Consider the following 20,507-nt stretch of genomic DNA (forward strand, 5'->3'; position numbering starts at 1 on the left):
CTTCGGCTCGCGCGGCCGCGGTCTCGCCTGACCCTCAATCGCTTGCGTCCGGCAACACGACGAAGACCAGGCAGCTCGCGGACTGACTAACGTCTTCTACCGAGACACGGTACGCCCCTGGTTCCGGAAAGGTGATCCGCATCCAAAGGTGCTTGCCGTCTGGGTGCAGCGGAACGTTGGCGGCGTAGTCCGGAGGGCCGTCGGCTACGAGAGTGCAGCGCGCGCGGGCCTGTGCCAGGGCTCCGTGGACCCGAATCCGGCAGGGCTGTCCCGCTTCCACGACCTCGGGCAGAAACAGGGAGATGCCGTCTTGGGACGGCAGCCCGATCCCGCCTTCGGCGGGCAGAGAACGCACGGAGCCAGGCCCCTTCGAGCCGAGAGCGGTTTCCGCCGAGAGCGGTTCCTGGCCGAGATAGTCGTCTTGCAGTAGCAGGGCTTCCACGTACCTTGCCACCACGTTCTCCACGATGAGCGACCCGTGCCGGATCTGAACAAAGCAGTCGGCACGCGGCGAGCCGGCAGAGCCCCTGGGCACGAGGCCGTCTCCTCCCGAGTCCCACCGCAGAACCGTTCCCCGGCTGTCACGCACCTGCTTCCCATCACTCGACAACCTGGGAGTGGTTTCGAGCGGGCGGAGGTCGCCGTACGTGACGTCCACGCTTTGCACAGTCGGCTGTCCGATACCCACCACCGCGCGAATGCGGGGCCGCAGAGCGGCCAGGTCCGTGGTGCGCCGGGTGTGCATCGCCTGCGCCGCAAGCGCGGTGTCACCCCCCAGGACGTCCACGTCGCCGAGTTCCAGGCGCCGTAGGCGGCCATGGTCCTCGACGCAGCGGTAGTCGGGCAGCAGGTCGTAGAACCCCGGCAGGGTGCGCAACAGTTCCCGCATACGACGGTGGGGCAGAGATACCTCCCCGGACGGCGAGCTCAGCATCTCCACAGCCTTGGGAGTACCACGGAAGGGCGTTCCGAGGCACATGATGGTCCGGGTGTTCTCCGCGAGCCAGGAGTCTCGGTCCACCGCCGTACAGGTGACGAGTCCGCCCGACGAATGCGCGATGAATACGAGACGGGGCTCGCGGTCGTCGGCCATGTCCCGGCGTGCCTGTGGCACCGCCGGATGAGTGCGCCAGCGTTGCAGGTGCCGCGCGGCTGCCTGGGCCAGGAGACGGGCATTGTGCTCTGCCGGCAGTCGCCAATCGTAGGGGAACTCGAGTACGGCATCGGGATGTGCGACATGGTGACGGATGGCCTGCAGCAAGCGTCCGTATGGCTCGATGGCACCCAGCAGGGGAGCCCAGGCGGGGGTGCGCAGCAGGGAGACTGCGCGTACGCGGCGATGGTCGCCCTGTAGCTCGTCTTCCGTAAGCCGTAGGGCGTCGCCCCCGCCGCGCATCCAGGCGTGGGCGAAGCCGGTCGGGGACTCGTGGCCCCAAACTCTCTCGCCGGTGTGGGCGTCCACCAGAACACTGCCCATGAATCCGGGCACAACGACAACCGCGTCCGCTGTGGGCAGGTTTCCGAGGGGCGGTGAGCCGGGACGACGGATCGAACCGGTCCGTGCGAATTGCGCCTGGTCGACCTCGTACTGGTAGGTGTTGACCAATGCGTGGTTCCAGGACAGGCGGTGCTCGGCCTCGCTCTCGACGTACTCGCTGACGGTCTCGCCCCGAGCGACACTGTTGTGCCCCACCAGCCAGTTATCGGGGTCCTCGCCGAAGGTGCCAGCATCGCGAGGCCTGTCTTCGGAGGTGTGAGGCATCCGCCTGCCCATCCGCGCCGTCTCCTCCAGGTCGCGCACCTCGACGTCGCTGAGCGACGCGCGGAGCACCTGCCCGGCGGAACCGTCGACGTCCACTCCGAGAAGGCGGGCCGCCTCCGATACCAGTTCCGGCATCTGGTCACCGACCTCTGCGGCCAGTTCGCGCACGAGCGCGGGATGCCGGGCGCGCTCACGCGAGCCGAGACGGGCGACGCGTTCCACCACTTCGGCGCGCAGTTGCGCGACCTCGGGCATGTCCGCGCTGTCCTGTCGCCGGTGCAACCGCAGTTCGGCCACGGCCACGGTGAGCATCCGTACGTCGCCGAGGGCCGAGGACTCTGCCGCGTTGCGCGCCTGGCCAAGCAGGGCCAGTGCGGCACGGAAACGTCCGAGGTCCTCCTCGATGCGTGCGCCGCACACGGCAATCTCCACGAAGGTCTCGGTGTCGGAGGCGCTTGAGGCGAGTTCCAGCACCGGCTCGACCATGGCCAGGGCTTCGTCTGTACGGTCGGCTGCGGCCAGGGCCCGGATGCGCAGCGCGGACAGCCGCGCGTCCTCGCTCACCTGGTCCAGGCGCTGGTCCAGCAGGTCCAGCGCGGCGTCGGCACGGCCATCGGCCAGTCGTTCGGTACACGTGCGCAACGCCTGGCGCCTCCACGTCTCGTCGTCTGCCTGGCGCAGCAGGTCGGGTGCGACAGTGAGGCCAAGGCGTTCGGAGAGGTACACCCGGCTGCGAGCGGGCAGTTCGTCCAGTGCGGATTCCAGCAGCGGGCCTGTTGCGGGCAGCCACCGGCTGTCGAGGGTCTTGGGCGACTGGGCGAGACACAGCCGGTGATAAAGCTCCTCCGCCCGGTGCTCAGCCGCGTTGGCGGGGTCGGTCTCGCCCTGCGTGACGTAGTAGCTGACCGCTTTGCGCTGGATGCTTCTGACGACCTTGCCCGCGTCGCCGCGCAGCATCGGCAGCATCACGCGGCGTACATCGGCGCGGTGGACGACGGCTTCCTGGCCCGGCACGTCCGCAACCAGCGCAGCTTCGTCGCGGAGTTGATGGAACAACACGCGGGCCCGTCGCTCGTCGACGCGACCCAGGCCGCAGGGTGCCGCAAGCACCTTGCGGATGACATCCGGCGTCACTCGGCGCACGGTGAGTCCTGGACTGGCGATGCGGCGCAGGTCCCGGTTCTCCAGATGATCCAGGATGCGCCGGTACAGAACCCCTTGGCGTTCTTCGGGCCGGAGGCGCAGCTGGACCAGGCGGCGCAACGCGGGGTCGCGCAGTGCCTGCGGCCCTTCCCTGCGGAACAGGTCGGCGGCGAGCTTCAGGCTGAGCGGATCCGATCCGACAGTCTGCGTGATGGCGTGCAGTGCCGCCTCGTACTCCTGGCCGTCACCGGGCAATAGACGGCGCAGGAAGGCCAGAGCAGTGGCGGGGTCGAAGCCTTCAAGGGGCAGTTCCGTGAACCTTCGGTCCTCGATCGGTGCCCGGCCGGCACCGACGATCCGTAGCCGCGGGCAGGCGTCCTGGAGCATTTCGAGGAAGTCCAGAAGACGGGCCACCGCGAGTGGCCCTTTGCGCTGTACGTGCTCGAACGTATCGAGGAACAACAGAATCGGCCGGCCGTCCGGCGAGGCCGTTGCCAGCAGGCGGCGGAACATCTCTGCGATGGTTCGCTCGTCGCGGGCTCGCCCCGACCTCGAGCCCTTGCTGCCCCTTTGTTCGCTCTCGGCCCTGGTGTCTGCGTGGAGCGTGGTGAGCAGGACGTGCTCCAGTGCACGCACCACTTTTCCGTCGAGCTCGGGTACGAGCACCTGCAACTGGCGCACGGCTTCGCTGAGCAGCGTAAGTGGTTGCTCCGGCACCAGGTCCGTGCGGTCGAAGGGAAGGTGGACGAAGAGCAGTCCCTGCGCAGGCCGTGCCCGGTCGATGTGGTGGAGCGCGAACCGAGCCACCAGTGAGGACTTCCCCACTCCCCCAGGACCGTGGATCATCAGCCAGCCGCGCTCTCCATCGGCGCGCGAGTCACCCGCGTGGGTGTACGCGGCCAGGACGTCGAGTTCCGCCTCGCGCCCGCAGAACGTCGGATCGGCGAGCGCCTCCAGAGGCTGCAGGAGCCTTACCAGTTCGATCTGCCGCGCGAGGTCGTCCGGGTCGGGCAGCGTGACGGTGTGCTCGGCAAGGGCGGCGCGGGCGCCCGGCGCGTCGTCGAACCAGCGGACGAGAGTGAGGACGGCGTGCAGGTCTTCGGGGCTCAGCTCGTCGGGGAGCAGCGCGGTGCCCGTCAGCAACTGCTCCGCGTGGTCCCGGGCGGTGTCATGCCCGGCCGGGACGCCCGAGCGCATCGCCGTCAGCAGGTTGTCCGGGGTTCGCAGGCGCTCCAGGGTCGCCGTGCGCACGTCCGGGACCAGCCTCCAGCGCCGGCCTCGGCGGGTATGGGCCCTGTCGCAGTCGTGGATGAGGAACTCTCGCAGCACCGCCGCCTCGGCGCTCTCCTGGGCCCCCTGTTCTTCCAGTTCTGCCGCGTCGAAGGCGCCCAGCAGGGCGGTCTTCTCCCGCAGGGCCCACCGCTCAGCCGAGACGTCGCCGGGCACCTGCAGGACGCCGCTGAGCGCGGGGGCTTCCTGCAGGAGGTGCAGGATGTCGCGCAAGGTGAGCTCCCGCGCCGGCGAGGACTCAGACACCGCTTCCTCCGTACCTCTCATACAACTGCCGGCCGCGGAACGCCGCCGCCGCGGAGACCTTGTCCAACGGCAGGGGCGCGTCGCGGTCGTGATCGTCGCCGACGGTCTCGCGGAGCACGTCCGACACCATGAGGTCGGCGACCTCCTGGGCCATCTGGGCTCCGGCGCTCACCGCGATCGCGCAGAAGAACTCGCGCAGGTCATGGATGCCGATCGGTGTCAGGCGGGTGCGCCACACGTACGGATCGACCGATGGCGGAAGCTTCCCGCCATAGGCGATGAGAACCATGCTCAGCCGCTCGCCCATCTCTCCGTTGGCCACGGCCTCTGCGAGGCTCTCCACCAGCCGCAGGGCCTGCGGGGTCAGCGCTGTCCTGACCAGGCCGTCGAAGACCAGCCAGAGGTCCTCCCGCGACGTCCGCATGTACTGCTTCGCGAGGTTCACCACCCGCCTGACCTGAGCGTCCTCCGTGGCAAAGGCATCGCCCCGTCCAAGGTCCCAACCGATCTGGTCGCTGAGTTCGGCGACGATGTCACGCACCTCGACGGGCTCTGCGTAGGTCGAGAAGTCGATCTTGTACGGCTTGATGCCTTGCCCGTGGAGAACATGGCAGAGCAGGAACCAGGTCCACGTCTTGCCGGATTTGCGAGCGCCGTCGACGATCAGCACGCGGCCGCTCTGCGCATCGAGCATCTGGCGCAGCTTCTCGCGCAGATCCCGACGGTTGATGAACGCCCTCGGCAGGCCGGAGCCGAGCAGCAGCGCCGCGCACGGATCGGCGTACCCCGCGGGGGGCTCCTGCGTGAGAAGCACCTTGAAGATGCCGTAGGCAGTGCTGTTGGCGTCCAATGAGACGATCTGGACCAGCGTCCTCAACCTGCCCGCAGCGGCGGCATGCTCCAGCACCCGCGGCCAGATGTCGGTCATCGGGCCGCTCCACTCGATGGCCGCCGGCAGCATGCCGGCGGTCTTGACGAAGCGCTTGACGGCGTCCTCGACGTCGTGGACCTTGAGCAGCACGCCCAGCAGCTCCTTGGCCTGCGGATCATCGAGGCGGAAATCCGTGCGGTCGAGCAGAAATGTCACAGTCTCACCTCAGCCCCGCGTTCGCCATGCCCGCGACGACCCGCTCGATCCTGACGCCCTCGTTTCGGTACTCGGGTACAGGCTCGCTCAGCTTGCCGGTCCTTGCGTAACGACGGTGGAGCGCGACGAGCCTCCACCGCTCGTCGAAAACGGGCGCCCCCGATGACCCTCGTTCGGTATCGGTCCAGTACTGCACAACGTGGTCGTCGGCAAGCCGAACCACGTTGTGCCGTGCGGCCAGTTTCTTCACCCCGCCGTGGGGGTGCTGGATAATGTAGACGCGGTCACCGGCCTCCACGTTCACGCGCTCGGGCAGCTGCACGACGACCGCCCCCTCGGGCATCGGCTCGGCCACTCTGATCACCGCCCAGTCATCCTTGGCGTCGCCGATGACGGAGTCTGGATCGCAGGCCACGGTGACGTGCGCCAGATCGCGTCCGTCCAGGTCCTGCTCGTATCCGAACCATGCCTCGGCCTGGACCATGGGGCTGCCGTCCCGATCGTGCAGTACGTGATGGTTGGTCATAAGTAGGTCGTCGCCCACCCGGAACGCGGTGCCGTAGTAGGGCTGCCCCTGGCTGTCCGTCACGCGCAGCCGGCAGACCGCCGTAGCCTGTTCCATTCCCCGTCTGAGGAAAGCCACGTCCTGGAACGTGCTACGGGAGAAGATCTGCCGCTCCAGGGAATCCGGATCGGTGAAGTGCTTCCAAGCGCCCGACGGGGACTCCGGCTCCGGAGCCTCGAGAACCGGTCGGCCCTCCGTCAGCTCCTTGAGGCGCTCCGTAACGGCGAGGTCCGGTCCATCCTGAATCCGAGCGAGCAAAGCCCTCAGCTTGCCCTGGTTGCGCGCGACGGCGATGAGATCGAACCAGACCCCGTAGATCGGCTGCTGCCACGGCACGTGCTGGGTGGCGACGCCCGCCTCCCGTGCCATTGCCTTCACCGCGGCCGGATCGTCGTAGAAGGAGGCGAGCAGGTCACGCAGTTCGCGTGCACCAGGGTCGCTCCAGTCGAAGGGGAGGCTGTCCAGAAAATGCGTCATCGTTGTCACCTTGTCGAACGGAGCCTGCGCGCCCGTCACTTCTGCGGCTGGAAGGACCAGTAGGACCCGTCCGTGTGCGGCACGGACACCAGCCCGAAGCGCTGGGACGGCGGAAGTGACCGCCGCAGCAACCCGTGCACGTCGGCGAGGACGGATCGGTGGTCGCCCACGTACGCGTGGCTCATCAGCCCGGTGTCGAGTGCGGTGGCGTCAATCGTGTCGAGCCCCGGGGCCACGATGATCCCCGCCCCGGACTGACCCGCCCGCGGGGCTGCGGCCAGTGAACTCGAGACAGCCAGCGCGCGGTCGGCGGAGGAGGCGTAGAGTGTGCAGCCCTTTGCCTGCCGGACGATCCGGGGCAGCCGCTGCCGGAACGACTCGGCGTCGACGTCGGGTGCCGCAAAGATCACCTGGCCGACCCTGCCGGAGCCCTCGGGCAGGGTCGTGGTGTCGAGGTCGGCGAGGGCTTCGGTGAGCAGCCTGTTGCCCATGCTGTGCGCGACGATGTGCACCTCGCTCACGCCCGTCTCGGTCAGCACGTGCCGCAGGAAATCCTGGAAGTACGGCACCGAACGGCTGACGGAGTTCTCGTCTGTGACGTAGCCACGCACGGCGCCCTTGGACGGCCAGCTGTAAAGGATGGGGACACCGGTGAAGTTCAGGTCGTAGGCGATCTGCGCGGCGCGGATCGCCGCGTCGGGAAAGGTCACGTTGTACCCGTGGATGAACACCAAGGCCTGTCCGTCCTCGACCTTCGCGAAGCGCGTACGGGCGAGTTGGGCGAACTCGTGCGCGGTCGACGTCGTCACCGCGCCGAGCGTCGCCACCCTGGCGGGGTCATCGCGGAACCGTAGCCGCCACAGGCGCGGTTTCTCCGCGGCTCCCATGCGGTGGTCATCGGGGATGCTGACGCGGAGCTCACCGTAGGCCAATGGGCCGCGCTCCGAACTGAAGCCGCTCTGTCCCGGGGCGGTTGCCCGGTCCGTGGCGTAGAGAACGGGCACCAGCAGGGCACGCTGCCATGGAACCCAGTCCGGGGGCGGAGGTGCCGGCCCGAACCGTTCCTGACGCTCCAGCAGAGCGTCGAACTCCGCGGCCAGCAGGTCACCAAGCGGCTCGTGTGCCTCGAAGACCGCCACCACTTCACGCGCCGCGGCGTGAATGGCCTCGTTCTCCGCCAACTCGAACCCCTCACCGGACGTGTCCCGCGCGGCGTCCAGTGCACGCAGCGCCACCAGCGCCCGAGCCTCGAAGCGCTCGAGCTCCGTACCGCGCAAGAAGTCGCCCGCCTTCGGCCAGACATGCGTGACCACCGACACGAGCGGCCCCCAGTCCTCCACTCCCCCACCCCCAAGGACAGCAACCAGCCGACAGGACCCCCTGGTCCCCCACACGCATCATAGGGCGCGGGATGACGAAGCAAGCCCCGAACGCGGTCCCCACACACACCCCGCCCGCCAGGCGGGCGACTCCTCAGCGTCAGGCTGCGACGGGGTGCCGGGCACTTCGGGCATGGCGTCGAGCGAGATCCGGACCATGTCCGGACCAAGGCGGCGGCCATTACCGCTAGGACTGTCGTTTCCGCAGATCAACGCGGCCGCCCTGTGTGTACTACCAAGCAGACGAAGAACCTGCTGTGCTCCCGAAACGGTGAAATCAGGCCGCTTCCCAGAGGCCGGCGTCCAGGATCCGGGCAGCCTTGGTGATGCTGCCCGGCATCAGGTGCCGGTAGGTGCGGTACGTCTCTTCGATGGACTTGTGGCCCATCCATTCCGCGACGTCGGTGATGGGGATGCCGTTGCCGAGAGCGTTCGAGGCGAAGTAGTGCCGGAAGCCGTACATCCCCACACCTTGCTCTGGCGGGAGGTTCTCGAAGAGTCGCTTCACGCGCCGCCGCTCCATCGGCTCCGTGTAGCAGCCACTGGGACCTCGCAGCAGGTATCCGTCCCCTGTTGTGCCGTACTTCTCCGCGTAGCGCTCGATCGCCTCATGGACCGATCGGGGCAGAGGCACCTCGCGGAACTCCCCCGTCTTCCGGTGCTTCAGCTTCGTCGGCTTGTGCGTATTGGAATGGATCTGCTCGTCGACCCGGTACACGTCCTTGGCCACGACGTTGTTGACGTTCACCGCCCGCGCCTCGCCATTCCGGAGCCCGCATCCCGCCATCATCACGATCTCCAGCGCAAGGTCCGCATCGGCAACCGCCAAAGCCTGCTTCACATAGCTGAGCGAAGGAATGGCCACCTGCTCACGCACGTACTCCGGCTCCTGGACACCCTTCACCGGGTCGTCCGCCATGGCCCCCTTGGCGTACGCGTCCCGCAGGATGGTCTTGAGAACCCGGAATATGTTCACCTGGTTGCCCCGCCCGACCCCATCGCCCTCCATCTCGTCAAGAAAGCGCTCGACCACCATCGGCGTGACCGAATTCAGCTTCCTTGCCCCCATGCGAGGAACGATGTGCACGTTGATCGAGCTGTCGACGTGCCAGCCGGTGGAGTAGTCCGCCATCCTGCGCTGCCGGGGCCGCCACTGCTTCGCGTACTCCTCGACCGTCAACTGACCCAGCTCGCGCCGGGCCGCCGCCACGGACGGTGTCGTGGTCTTCTTCTCCGCGTACAGCTGCGTGAGGCGCTCGATCGCGTCGTCCTGCGTGTCGTATCCGCACTCCTCGCGCTGCTTACCGAGGGCGTCGCGGAAACGGATCGAGTACGGGTGGGGACAGCGGGTGGGCTTGGCGCAGCCGCAGTCCTTGAAAAACGAGCCCATGCCGCGGGCGAGCTGTCGGGCCATGTCGCGAACCATCCGATCCAGCCCAAGAATCATGCTCAGGCGCCTACTGCGGGTCGATGGTCAGCAAGCGCGGACACCATGCGGACGCATGCTGACCGTTTGCTGACCTGAGGGGGGCACATGATGCCCCTGACCTGAGGCAACGCCAAATAGTCAGATCTTGGACTTGAATATCGTTCGCAGCATTGAGGTACTCCTGGACATAGGCTCCCTGCCTGCGTTTTTGCAGGTCAAGTGCTATTTTCATACTCTACAACGGTTCGCACGGCACGGGCGGCTCTCCAGGTCCCTCAGGACTGATGCCCACCACTTGCCGACTTTCCCGACGCTTCACCGGGCACCGTCAGGGGCCTCGCCCGCTCCCCCGCCTCGATCGACGGTGATCGTGCCGGCGACAGTACCGCCGTGCAGGAGCTTCCACTCCCGGTCGGGACAGGTCACTCTGCCGCGCCCCTGGCCTCTGGTGACCCGGGTGCAGGCGCGGATACGGTTTTCGCGTTCCGGGGTCGGTGGCTCAGGGTGAGGATGGCGTCCATCAGCCGGGCCGGCAGGAGCCGGGCGAGGGGGACGATGATGGCGGCGTCCGTGCCGAGGGTGTAGCGGGCACGCGGCCGGCGCCTGGTCGCCACCCTGGCGATCCTGGCCCCCGCCTTCGCCGCCGGCAGGGCGCGTTCGAGGAAGGCTGCGTTGGACGCCACCGTCGCGTTGACGAGGTGGCTGTAGAGATGCCGGTGTTCGGTGCTCATCGCGGCGGCGAGTTCGAGCGAGAGAGCACCGCTGCGGGCGGCCATGTCGGTCCGGACGCCGCCGGGCTGGACGACGACCACCTGTACGCCGTGCGCCGAGACCTCGCGGCGGAGGGAGTCGCTGGCCGCTTCGAGGGCGAACTTGGTTCCCGCGTACGCCCCGAAGACGGGCAGCGCGGCCACTCCGCCCACGGAGCTGATGTTGACGACCCTGCCCCGGCTCCGCCGCAGGAAGGGCAGGAGCTTCTGGATGACGGCGATGTGTCCGAAGAGGTTCACCTCGAACTGCTCGCGCCACAGAGCGAGGGGGAGCACCTCGACGGGGGCGTTGATCTCGATCCCCGCGTTGTTGACCAGGACGCGCAGGGCGCGCCGCTCAGGGTCGTCGGCGATCCGCCGGGCGAGGGCCTCCACATGGTGGGGGACGGTGATGTCCAGGGTGACCGGTTCGATGCCGTCGGCCCGGATGGCGTCCGCCTCGCCGTCGGTGCGCACCCCGGCGAGGACGTGGTAGCCCATCGAGGCGAGGGCACGGGCTGTCGCGGCTCCGATGCCCGACGAGGCGCCGGAGACGACGACGAGTTCGTCGGGCTTCCGGTGGTTCTTCCGCCGGTCTCTCGGCGAGTCTTGCGGTGGACGGATCACGAAGGCGGTTCCTTTCACGAGGCGGGGGTTGCGGGCACGTCCAGGGGGAATCGGGTGCCGGTCAGGTGCTCCGACACCTCCCACAGCCGCCGTGCCGCCGAGCCGTCACGCGCTCGGGCGGACCGTCCGACCTGCGTCGGCGCGCCGCGCATGCCCCAGAGCCGGCCGGGGCCGGCATAGCTGTCGCCGGGAAGGTCCGCGGTGGCGGCGTACAGGGTGGGCAGGGCGCCCTCCTCGGCACTTTGGGCGACGAGCCCGACGAGGAACTTCTCGAAGCGCAGACCCGGGGAGGGCTTCTGCACCGTTCGCATCAGGTTCGTCGAGGAGATACCGGGGTGCGCGGCCGTCGAGATGACGGGTGATCCCGCGCGGGTGAGTCTGCGTTGGAGTTCGGCGGCGAACAGGAGGTTGGCCAGCTTGGACTGCGCATACGCGGCGTTGGGCCGATACCGCCTGCGCTCCCACTGGAGGTCGGAGAAGTCCAGGGAGCCGATCCGGTGCCCGAGCGAGGCAACCGTCACGACCCGCTCCCTGATGCGCGGAAGGAGCAGGTTCGTCAGGGCGAAGTGACCCAGGTGGTTGGTCCCGAACTGCAACTCGAATCCGTCCGCGGTCCGGGAAAGCGGCCCCAGGGAGAGACCGGCGTTGTTGACCAGCAGATCGACGTGGCCCGGAAGGTCACGGGCGAAGGCCCGGACGGAGGAGAGGTCGGCGAGATCGAGGGCGCGGACCTCGACCGGCCTCGTCATGGTCGCCGCCGCGGCTTGCCCCTTCTCCGGATCGCGTACGGCCAGGACGACCCGAGCTCCACGCTCGGCGAGGGCACGGGCCGTGACGAGCCCGATGCCGCTGTTCGCGCCGGTGACGACAGCGGTGCGACCGGTCAGGCCGGGCAGGTCGGCAAGAGAGAATCTGGACATACCGCGAGAGTAGACACTGGCAACATTGTTGTCAATGGCAACATTGAGTGTGGGTAGGCTGCTCCCATGCCTGACACCACCGAGCGGCGGCCTTACCACCACGGGAATCTCCGCACGGACCTGCTCGACGCGGCGGAGCGCAGCCTGCGGGCGCACGGGCCCGAGCAACTCTCCCTGCGGGATCTGGCACGGGACGTCGGGGTCAGCCACGCGGCACCCCGTCGGCACTTCGCGGACCGCCGCGCACTGCTCGACGCCCTCGCCGAGTCGGGCTTCACGCGCCTGGGCGAGAAGCTGCGCGCCGCGGTGGACGAGATCGGTGGCGAGGACGATCTGCCGGCCCGCCTGCACGCATTCGCGTCGGCCTACGTCAGGTTCGCGACCGAGAACGCCGCCCTGACGGAGCTGATGAACTCCAGCAAGCACCGTCCGGGAGCCACCGCTGTCGCGGAGGCCGCCGCAGCCACGTTCGGCCAGATCGGCGACCTGATCAGAGACGGCCAGGAGCGCGGGGAGTTGGAGGGGGACGACCCGGAGGAGACCGGACTCATCATCTACGCAACAGTCCTGGGGATCACCTCCATGCTCAACAGCGGCATGATCGAGCCCGCACGACTCGAAGGACTCGTGGGCACGGCGGTGACACAGTTCCTCCGAGGCGCCCGCCCGGCGGAGCCGCGCTGACCGGATGACGCGATCGTGTCCAGGACGCGCCCGGAGCACCGGCTCGGGATCCCCATGTACGCCGGTTGCGATGTCACTCTTGGTACGCCCCGGGCCCGCCGTCCGACCGACGGGTCACGTGATCGGTCGTCGGGCCACGTCGGTGCCGGGCGAAGGCGGTCACCCGTCTGCGGAGTGGGCGTCGGCAAGGGCCTCCCCGAAGAGTCGTCCGGCGAGTTCCATGCAGCGCATCCGGGCAGGAGAGAAGTCGTAGGGCATCTTGGTGATCGCTGCGGTGGCAGACATCGCTGCGCCCTCCTCCCCTTCCAGGTCGGCGTCGTGGACCTCGAAGATCCTCTCCTCGGCCGCGTCGAGACCAGCTGCCTCGATGGCCTGGTTCAGGGCCATCAGATGAGCGCATCGCTGGACGGCGAGCTCATCGACGCGCGGGTCGTCGGGTTCGACGCCGTCGTCGAGGGCGGCCTCGGCCGCCTCGAGACGGTCCTCCTCGGCCCGCAGGCCGGGGTGGGTGGCCAGCACGATGAACGTGCCGGCCTGGATGGCGGCGCCCAGCGGCCCGAAGATCCGTTCCGTGACCAGCAGGGCGTCCAGATCGGAGGGGCGCAACGCGCCCGGGGGCAGGTGGCTGAGCCGGTCCGTGACCAGTTCGCAGAGCAGCCCCAGCGGGCTGCCCACCGCCTGCAGGCGCTGGACAGCCGCGCGCCGATGTTTGATGGCGGCCTCCTGCGCGGCCAGGGTCTTCTCCAGCTTGCTCAGGACCGACCCGATGAGCGGGGCGTGGTTCCGGGCTTCGTCTCCGGCTTCGTGCCGGGCTTCGCTGAAGGCGGCCCGCATGTCGTCCAGGCTGATCCCGGCATCAGCCATCCTGCGGATCCACAGCAGGCGGGTCATGTCGTCATGGCCGTAGCGACGGCGGCCGTCCCCACCGCGCTCGGGTTCCGGCAGCAGACCGATCTGGTGGTAGTGGCGGACGGCGCGTGGAGTGATCCCGGCGAACGCAGCGGCATCACCGATCTTCACCTGCCGGGGCGGCGTGAGGGAGGGGTACATCGCAGACAGAGCCTTTCGTGCTGTGGTGCCCCGACCCCACCACATGCCGCTACGGCATGTGCAACAACCCCATCCGGGTAGCACCGGAGCCAGGGGCCGCATCTTCCCCTTGATCGCGCACCGGCCGGACCGGGCTGCGGCCCGGCATGCGCCCCACGGCATCGGTGGGAACCAGGGCCTCCGCGGTTTCTGCCACCGGGGAAGCCGCAGCGGCCGGCTACCGGGTCCCTGCCGGGGCCGCGGCGAGCAGGGTGACGGTCACGGTGGTACCACTTCCCGCGACCGAGGTGATGTCCACGTTCCCGTCGTGGGCGTGCACCACCGAGCGGACGATCGACAGGCCGAGGCCGGAACCGCCGGTGCGGCCACGGCTGGTTCCGCTGCGCCAGAACCGGTCGTACACGCGGGGCAGGTCCTCGGGCGGGATGCCCGGTCCGGAGTCGGTGACCCGCAGGACGGCCCGTCCGTCAGGACCGCAGGTGAGAGTGACGTCGATCGAGGCGTCGGCGGGGGTGTGCTGGATGGCGTTGCCGATCAGGTTGTTGAGGACCTGCTGCAGCCGGGGGGCGTCCCCGGTCACGTGCACGGGCTCGGGGGCGTGCAGCCGGATGTCCCGGCCGGGGGCGATGATCCGGGCGTCCTGGACGATGTCCTCGGCGAGTCGGCGCAGGTCGACCGGTTCGCTCGCCAGTGGGCGGCCGGCGTCGAGCCGGGCCAGCAGGGCGAGTTCCTCGACCAGCAGGCGCATCCGGCCGACCTCGCTGTCCACGCGTTCCAAGGCCCGCTCCAGCCGGGCCGGTTCTTCGAGGGCGCCTTGGTGGAACAGGTCGAGCCAGCCGGAGACGGTGGCCAGGGGGGTACGCAGTTCGTGCGAGGCGTCGGCGGCGAAGTTGCGTACGTTCTCCTCCGCACGCCTCTGGGCGTCGAAGGCGTCGTTGACCGCGTCGGCGAGACGATCGGTCTCGTTGTGCCTGTCATAGGTGGGCAGGCGCTCCTGACGGGCCCCGGAGGCGATCGATTCGGCCGCGTCGGCCATCTGCGCCAGGGGCCGCAGGCCGAATCGCAGGATCAGCAGCGCGGTGACGTAGGCGAGGGTCAGCGTGATGCCCACGCTGCCTGCCTGCCGGGACACATAGTCGGTGACGGTGATCCGGTCGGCGTCGGTGCGCACCGTGAGGATGACGGCGGTGGCCTCGATCGAGCCCGTCGGTGAGGTGAGGGTCAGTCCACGGGTGGGGATGCGCCGGGCGATGAGGTCGGGGACGTCCGTGCGGTCCTCGAACACGATCACTTGGTCGAGCCGGTCGGCGGTCAGTGCGTTGACCGCCGTTGGCACGCCTTCACCGAACCGGGCGGCGATCTCACCGTGCGGTCCGATCACGGTGACTCCGAGAACCGGCGCGACCAGGCTGGACATCTGCACCTGCTTGATGGTCTGCGGACCCTTCGCGAGCGCGCGGTGAACGCGGTCCCCGGCGTCCCGCAGGCCGTCCTGCGCCCGGTGTTCCAGGTAGGCGCGCAGGGTCAGGGCCCCGGCGACCGAGTTGCCGACGAGTCCGGCCGTCAGCAGGACCAGGACCCCCAGCAGCAGGCGGGCCCGGATGGTGACCGGCCGCAGCCGCAGGGTGCGGTGTGTCCCGCTCACCGGGCGGCGCGGCGCAGGCTGTAGCCGATGCCACGGATCGTCTGGATCAGCGGCTCACGTCCGTCACCGTCGAGTTTGCGCCGCAGATTGGACACGAAGCGCTCCACGACGACGGAGTCACCACCGAAGTCGTACTGCCACACGGCCTCCAGGATCTGGGAGCGGGTCATGACGTGCTCGGCGTGCGACAGCAGGTAGAGCAGCATCCGGTATTCGGTGGGCGACAGGTCGATGAGGGTGCCGCCGCCGCGGGTGACGGTGTGTCGTTTGTCGTCCATTTCGAGGTCGGCGTAACGCAGGAGGTGGCCGTCGGGAGCGGGGCCGGCACTGGTGCGGGAGCGCCGGATCAGGGCTTGGAGGCGGGCGACGACCTCGATGACGCTGAACGGCTTGGTGACGTAGTCGTCGCCACCGAGGCGCAGTCCACGGACACGGTCCTCCACGGCGTCCCGGGCGGTCAGGAACAGTACCGGTGTGGTGATGCCCCGTGTGCGGATCAGCTGCAGCACGTCGAACCCGTCGCCGCCGGGGAGTCCCACGTCCAGGACGATGACGTCCGGCAGACCGCGGGCCAGGCTGGTCAGGGCCTGCGGTACGTCCTGGGCGAAGTGCACCTCGAAGCCGGAGAACTGCAGGGCCGAGGCCATCAGGTCGCGGATGTTGTCGTCGTCCTCGACGACGAGGACCGTGTCCGGGGATTTCATGCGGGTATGTCCTGCTCGGTCCGGGGTGAAGGCGCCGTGGAGGCGGACGCCGGTCGGTCATGATCCAGTCGTGCCCCCTCAACATCCAGGTCGGGCAGGTGCTTGTCCAGTCCCCTCGGCAGCCACCAGGCCCGGTGGCCGAGCAGTGTCAGGACGGCCGGGACCAGGGTGAGCCGGACCAGGATCGCGTCGAGGGCGACGCCCACCGCCAGGGCCAGCGCGATCGGCATCAGCGCGGGGTCCTTCTCCAGCAGGAAGCTGGAGAAGACCGCCACCATGATCAGCGCGGCGGCGGCCACCACCCGGGTGGCGTGCCGGGCACCGGCGACGACGGCGACCCGGGGCTGCCGGGTGCGGACGTACTCCTCGCGCACCGCGGAAACCATGAAGACCTCGTAGTCCATCGCCAGGCCGAACAGGACGGCCATCACGACGACGGGGACGAAACTGGACACCGGGCCGGCGGAAGGCACCCCCGAGACGGTCCGCGAGCCACCCCCACTGGAAGACCGCGACGGTCGCGCCGAGCGCGGCGCCCACGGAGAGAAGGAACCCCACGGTCGCCTTGACCGGGATCGCCACGGAACGGAACGCGGCCAGCAACAGCAGCAGCGACAGCCCCACGACCACCACGGCGAACGGCAGCAGGGCGGCCGTGAGCTTCTCGGACACCTCGATGCTCACGGCGGTCTGGCCGGTGACGGCGATGTCGCTGCCACTGCGCTCGGCCAGCGGCGCGAGTCGGTCCCGCATCGAGTTGACGAGGTCGGTGGTCTCCGCGTCCCGGGGAGGGACGGCGCCTTCTCGTAGATGTCGAACCTCGCGGCCAGGCCGGTGCCCACCGCGAGCACCGCCATCAGCAGCGGCAGCCCGGCGCTCAGCAACTGCCCGACGGTCACGGCCAGCACCAGCAGCGCCACCAGCAGACCGAGCGCTTCGGCCGGTCCGCTCGGCGATCCGGACTCCCGATAGGCCTCACCGCCGAACAGGACATCGATACCGGCCGCACGGCTGCTCTCCCGGTGTCCTCTCCAGCGCGTCGAGGGCGCCCTCCTCGATGGCCTCGTGCCGGGCCGCCCCGAACCAGAGCTTCGCCACCGCCGTACGCCCGTCGGGTGACACCGTGCCGACGGCCGTGGGGTCGGTGACCGAGGTGACGCCCGGCACGGTGGCTGCGGCGGTCAGGGACCTGCCCATCGCCCCGGCCACGGCCGGGGCGTTGTACGTGGCGTCCTCGGGCGTCTCGAAGGCGATCTGGGCGCTCTGGTGCCCGGAGGAGGGAAAATGCCGGTTCATCTCGGTGAGGGCGCTCTGCGCCTGCGAACCGGGAATGTCCGTCTCGGCGGTGAACTCACCGGCGGTCCGGACTCCCAGTGCGATGACCGCGGCCATCAGCACCAGCCAAGCGGCCAGCACCGCGCGCCGCGAACACCCCCCATCGGTACAGCAGTACAGCCATGGTCAAAGCCCGTCTCTGTGGTCGCGACGATCGACGAAAACCCATGGAAATCCGACGGGGTGACGGAACACCAGTGCATTCCTTGACGGTTTCCTGACGGTTTACCGGATCGGGCGGACCGGGCTTCCGATCCGTCCACGCGCCGCCCTACTGTCGGCCGGATCGGCGCCACACGGGTGCCCGGCCCCGTCAAGGAGAGAAGCAATGCCCGTACACAAGCGCAGAATCAGCCGCCGTACGTTCGGCGTCGCCGCCGCGGTGGGTGCCTCCGCCACCGTGGCCGCCGGGGCGACGGCGCTCGCTACGACAGGGGACACCGAGAAGGCGCGGGACCGGCGGAAGTTCGAGCTTTCAGGCGCGATCGACGTACACGCCCACTACATCACCCCCGCCTACCGGCAGGCGCTGATCGACGCCGGTCAGGAACACCCCGACGGCATGCCGGGCATCCCTGACTGGAGTGCCGCCGATGCGCTGACGTTCATGGACGCCGCGCACATCGGTTCCGCGGTCCTGTCGGTGTCCTCGCCGGGTTTCGCCCTCGGCGACGAGGCGCGGACGCGTCAGCTCGTGCGCCAGGTGAACGAGGAGGGCGCCGCCCTCGTCCGCCGGTACCCCGAGCGTTTCGGGCTGTTCGCCTCACTGCCGCTGCCGGACACCGACGCGGCGCTGGCGGAGACCCGGCACGCCTTCGACGCGCTGGACGCGGACGGCGTCGTCCTGGAGACCAACTACGAGGGCACCTACCTGGTGGACGCGGTCGGTGACGCCCTCTTCGCGGAGCTGAACCGGCGCAAGGCCGTCGTCTTCCTGCACCCGGCCTCCCCCGCCTGCTGGGAGTCGACGGCGCTCGGCCGGCCGCGCCCCGTCGTCGAGTTCCTCTTCGACACCACCCGCGCCGTGATGCAGCTCATCTACGAGGGGGTGCTCGGCCGGTATCCCGACATCCGCTTCATCGTCCCGCACGCGGGCGCGGCACTCCCCGTACTCGCCGACCGGATCGCGTCGTTCGCGACCATGGAGGACATCCCCCCGACGGACGTCATCGAAGCGCTGTCGCGGCTGCACTACGACGTCGCCGGGTTCGCGCTGCCCCGGGCCCTGCCGGCGCTGCTGAACCTCGTGTCGCCCGACCGGCTGCTCTACGGCAGCGACCACCCCTTCACCAGCGCACCCGTGGCCACCGCCCTCGGCGTGAAACTGGCCGCCACCGATACCCTGGGCCACACCGAGAAGCGTCAGATGTTCTCCGGCAACGCCGCGCAGCTCTTCCCCCGCCTGAGCGGGACGAACACGGACTGAGCAGGCCCCAGCACATCGCTCCACATCACGATCATGAGACATCGAGGACAATCATGAGGTTCCTGTTCAGCGCGGTCCCGGCCCACGGACACATCCTGCCGCTCGTACCCCTGATGGAGGCCGCGGCCGAGGCCGGCCACAGAGTCGCCCTGCTGACCGCCGGGGCCGTCCAGGACGACATCGCACCGGAACTGCCGCCCGGGGTGCTGTTCCTGGCCGCGGGCAGCATGCCGGGCGAGTTCTCCGCGGACGCCGCCCGCCGTACCGGAGCCGACGTGTTCCACCCGACTCCGGCGGTCATCGGGGAGATCTTCGGCGGCTCCCGGCTGGACCTGGGCGGTGCCGAGTCCGTCGCCCGCGCCCGAGCGTTCGCCCCGGACCTCGTCATCGCCGAGGCGTTCGACGCCGTCGGCCCGCTCCTGGCGGCCCACCTGGGCGTCCCCTGGCACCAGGCGGGCCTGGGACCGGCCCTGCCGGCCGTGATACGGGAGGCCATCACGGACGTGGCCCGGACCCGGCACGAGGAGGCCGGGGTGCGGGTCACCGAGGCGGAGAGCTACCTCGACCCCTGTCCCCCGCTGCTGCAGGACCCCGAGTTTCACAGCGCCGTCCCGGTCCGGCCGGTACGGGTCCGGGCCCACCGGCGGACGAAGGGCTCGGCCTCACTACCGGCGTTCCACGCCCCGGACAAGCCCACCGTGCTGGTCACCCTCGGCACCATCTTCTCCGACCCCGCGGTGCTCGCCTCGGTGGTCGACGCGGTGGCCGGCCACGACGTCAACGTGCTGGCCACCCTCGGCTCCGCCCTCACCCTCGACGAGGACACGGCGCCGGAACACGGCCGGTCCGCTCCGGCCGACGGAGTCCGCCCCGGTGGCGCGGAGGTCCGCCACGTGCCGTTCGTCCCGCTCGACGAACTCCTGGCCGCCGCTGATGTGGTCGTCACCGCGGGCGGGGCGGGCACCGTCCTCGGCGCGCTGGCCCGCGGTGTCCCCATGGTGCTCTGGCCCCAGGGCGCGGACCAGCCCCTCAACGCCGCCCGGGCAGCCGCCTCCGGCGCGGCGATCGGCGTCGGAGACGCCGAGGCCGTCGCCCGGGTGCTGCCGAGCCTGCTGGAACCCGACAGCAGCTACCACCGCCGCGCCCGTGAGGCCGCCACCGAGATCGCCCGGCGCCCCGACTGGGCGCAGGTGGTGGAGGACCTCACTTCCGAGGCAGCCAAGGCCGACGCCGGGCGCTGACGGGCGACCGTCACGGAAGAGGGGTAGGAGACCTGGTGAGAAGGCCGGGTCGGTGGTGGCGGGCACGTCGGCAAGGCGTCCGCAGAGCATCCCGCCGTCCTCGGTGAGCGGAGGTGCAGAAGCCGCGGCGGGGTTCGGTGCCGGCCTCGTGGTGGAACGACAGCGGACCCGCCTGCGCTCGATTCACGTTCGTATGACGCGGATTCCGCGCCGAGCCAGGACCTGTCCGATCGCCACCGCACGCCTCAGGGCGCCCTGCCGCTGCCCGTCACTCCGGACGTGCCCGCCCGGTGGACTCCAGCACGGAGGCCAGAAAGCGACGTACCGTCTCCAGCTCGCCCGCGTCAAAACCCTCGGCGGCCACCACCATCCCGCCGATCACCGGCCCGAAGAAGGCCCATCCCATGTCCATGGCCTTCTCCTCCACCTCCAGCAGCACTCGCCGCCGGTCACCCGTGTCCCTGCTGCGCCGGACCAGTCCGGTCCGCTCCAGTCGGTCCACCAGCGCGGTGGTCCCGGCCGAGTTCAGGCGCAGCTGACCGCCGAGCCACCCAGGCGTGGCACGGGTGCCGGTCCGCCCCGCGTCCAGCAGGTGGATCAGTGCGCGCACATCGGTGGGATGCAGTCCCTGCCGTGCGGCGAACTCGGCGCCGAGCAGGTCGAACTCCACGGTCACCGCACGCAGCAGGTGGACCAGCTCCATCGCCGGACTCTGATCCTTCATACCCATTCCCTTCGAGGGCGATTA

Annotated in this window: 17 protein-coding genes; 3 read left to right on the forward strand and 14 right to left on the reverse strand. The window is 69.6% G+C overall.

Annotated elements, in window-relative coordinates; translation table 11 throughout:
• Positions 1-34: 34 nt before the first annotated feature.
• The 7 genes from ABZ172_RS03335 to ABZ172_RS03365 form a co-directional block, all read right to left on the reverse strand.
• Entirely contained in the window at positions 35-4,408 is a 4,374-nt protein-coding gene (locus ABZ172_RS03335) for an AAA family ATPase (protein ID WP_356879654.1), read from the reverse strand.
• 25 nt (positions 4,409-4,433) lie between these two features.
• Positions 4,434-5,528, reverse strand: coding sequence for an effector-associated domain EAD1-containing protein (locus ABZ172_RS03340; protein WP_356879656.1), 1,095 nt, complete (start codon positions 5,526-5,528; stop codon positions 4,434-4,436).
• A gap of 4 nt (positions 5,529-5,532) precedes the next feature.
• Positions 5,533-6,570 carry a trypsin-like peptidase domain-containing protein gene (locus ABZ172_RS03345; protein ID WP_356879658.1) on the reverse strand — a complete coding sequence of 346 codons (1,038 nt, stop codon included), beginning with the start codon at positions 6,568-6,570 and terminating at the stop codon, positions 5,533-5,535.
• Between the two features lie 35 nt (positions 6,571-6,605).
• On the reverse strand, positions 6,606-7,910 hold the full coding sequence (locus ABZ172_RS03350; protein ID WP_356879660.1) for an alpha/beta hydrolase: 1,305 nt from the start codon (positions 7,908-7,910) through the stop codon (positions 6,606-6,608).
• A 316-nt stretch (positions 7,911-8,226) separates the two neighbouring features.
• Entirely contained in the window at positions 8,227-9,396 is a 1,170-nt protein-coding gene (locus ABZ172_RS03355; RefSeq protein ID WP_356879662.1) for a tyrosine-type recombinase/integrase, read from the reverse strand.
• Between the two features lie 404 nt (positions 9,397-9,800).
• Positions 9,801-10,754 carry an SDR family NAD(P)-dependent oxidoreductase gene (locus ABZ172_RS03360; RefSeq protein ID WP_356879664.1) on the reverse strand — a complete coding sequence of 318 codons (954 nt, stop codon included), beginning with the start codon at positions 10,752-10,754 and terminating at the stop codon, positions 9,801-9,803.
• A 14-nt stretch (positions 10,755-10,768) separates the two neighbouring features.
• Complete coding sequence (locus tag ABZ172_RS03365) at positions 10,769-11,674, reverse strand: oxidoreductase (protein ID WP_356879666.1); 906 nt, start codon at positions 11,672-11,674, stop codon at positions 10,769-10,771.
• 66 nt (positions 11,675-11,740) lie between these two features.
• Between ABZ172_RS03365 and ABZ172_RS03370 the strand changes: the two genes are divergently transcribed.
• Complete coding sequence (locus tag ABZ172_RS03370; protein ID WP_356879668.1) at positions 11,741-12,358, forward strand: TetR/AcrR family transcriptional regulator; 618 nt, start codon at positions 11,741-11,743, stop codon at positions 12,356-12,358.
• A 159-nt stretch (positions 12,359-12,517) separates the two neighbouring features.
• On the opposite strand, the gene ABZ172_RS03375 is transcribed toward ABZ172_RS03370, so the two are convergent.
• The 6 genes from ABZ172_RS03375 to ABZ172_RS03400 form a co-directional block, all read right to left on the reverse strand.
• On the reverse strand, positions 12,518-13,408 hold the full coding sequence (locus tag ABZ172_RS03375) for a MerR family transcriptional regulator (protein ID WP_356879670.1): 891 nt from the start codon (positions 13,406-13,408) through the stop codon (positions 12,518-12,520).
• A gap of 217 nt (positions 13,409-13,625) precedes the next feature.
• The gene (locus tag ABZ172_RS03380) at positions 13,626-15,053 is read right to left on the reverse strand and encodes an ATP-binding protein (RefSeq protein ID WP_356879672.1); all 1,428 of its coding nucleotides are present in this window, start codon (positions 15,051-15,053) and stop codon (positions 13,626-13,628) included.
• Positions 15,050-15,757, reverse strand: a complete 708-nt coding sequence (locus ABZ172_RS03385; protein ID WP_356879674.1) for a response regulator transcription factor — start codon at positions 15,755-15,757, stop codon at positions 15,050-15,052. The genes ABZ172_RS03380 and ABZ172_RS03385 overlap by 4 nt, the downstream gene beginning before the upstream one ends.
• Positions 15,754-16,212, reverse strand: a complete 459-nt coding sequence (locus tag ABZ172_RS03390; RefSeq protein ID WP_356879676.1) for an MMPL family transporter — start codon at positions 16,210-16,212, stop codon at positions 15,754-15,756. Before ABZ172_RS03390 ends, ABZ172_RS03385 begins: the two co-directional genes overlap by 4 nt.
• Positions 16,213-16,437: 225 nt before the next feature.
• Positions 16,438-16,677: a hypothetical protein gene (locus ABZ172_RS03395; RefSeq protein WP_356879678.1), complete on the reverse strand. Its 240-nt coding sequence runs from the start codon at positions 16,675-16,677 to the stop codon at positions 16,438-16,440.
• Between the two features lie 55 nt (positions 16,678-16,732).
• Positions 16,733-17,173, reverse strand: coding sequence for an MMPL family transporter (locus tag ABZ172_RS03400; RefSeq protein ID WP_356879680.1), 441 nt, complete (start codon positions 17,171-17,173; stop codon positions 16,733-16,735).
• Between the two features lie 247 nt (positions 17,174-17,420).
• Here ABZ172_RS03400 and ABZ172_RS03405 point away from each other — a divergent pair, with 247 nt between their 5' ends.
• Complete coding sequence (locus ABZ172_RS03405) at positions 17,421-18,518, forward strand: amidohydrolase family protein (protein WP_356879681.1); 1,098 nt, start codon at positions 17,421-17,423, stop codon at positions 18,516-18,518.
• A gap of 53 nt (positions 18,519-18,571) precedes the next feature.
• Positions 18,572-19,759 (forward strand): glycosyltransferase, encoded by a 1,188-nt coding sequence (locus ABZ172_RS03410; RefSeq protein WP_356879682.1) that lies wholly within the window; start codon positions 18,572-18,574, stop codon positions 19,757-19,759.
• A gap of 268 nt (positions 19,760-20,027) precedes the next feature.
• On the opposite strand, the gene ABZ172_RS03415 is transcribed toward ABZ172_RS03410, so the two are convergent.
• Entirely contained in the window at positions 20,028-20,483 is a 456-nt protein-coding gene (locus tag ABZ172_RS03415) for a MarR family transcriptional regulator (protein ID WP_356879684.1), read from the reverse strand.
• Between the last annotated feature and the right edge of the window lie 24 nt (positions 20,484-20,507).

It is taken from the genome of Streptomyces sp. NPDC006296, from assembly GCF_040613235.1.
Taxonomy (GTDB): Bacteria; Actinomycetota; Actinomycetes; order Streptomycetales; family Streptomycetaceae; genus Streptomyces.

Excerpts from the sequence above, each read along its gene's own strand:
- ABZ172_RS03345 (WP_356879658.1), bottom strand. The coding sequence starts at position 6,570 with ATGACGCATTTTCTGGACAGCCTCCCCTTCGACTGGAGCGACCCTGGT.
- ABZ172_RS03355 (WP_356879662.1), bottom strand. The coding sequence starts at position 9,396 with ATGATTCTTGGGCTGGATCGGATGGTTCGCGACATGGCCCGACAGCTC.
- ABZ172_RS03365 (WP_356879666.1), bottom strand. The coding sequence starts at position 11,674 with ATGTCCAGATTCTCTCTTGCCGACCTGCCCGGCCTGACCGGTCGCACC.
- ABZ172_RS03370 (WP_356879668.1), top strand. The coding sequence starts at position 11,741 with ATGCCTGACACCACCGAGCGGCGGCCTTACCACCACGGGAATCTCCGC.
- ABZ172_RS03375 (WP_356879670.1), bottom strand. The coding sequence starts at position 13,408 with ATGTACCCCTCCCTCACGCCGCCCCGGCAGGTGAAGATCGGTGATGCC.
- ABZ172_RS03385 (WP_356879674.1), bottom strand. The coding sequence starts at position 15,757 with ATGAAATCCCCGGACACGGTCCTCGTCGTCGAGGACGACGACAACATC.
- ABZ172_RS03405 (WP_356879681.1), top strand. The coding sequence starts at position 17,421 with ATGCCCGTACACAAGCGCAGAATCAGCCGCCGTACGTTCGGCGTCGCC.
- ABZ172_RS03410 (WP_356879682.1), top strand. The coding sequence starts at position 18,572 with ATGAGGTTCCTGTTCAGCGCGGTCCCGGCCCACGGACACATCCTGCCG.
- ABZ172_RS03415 (WP_356879684.1), bottom strand. The coding sequence starts at position 20,483 with ATGAAGGATCAGAGTCCGGCGATGGAGCTGGTCCACCTGCTGCGTGCG.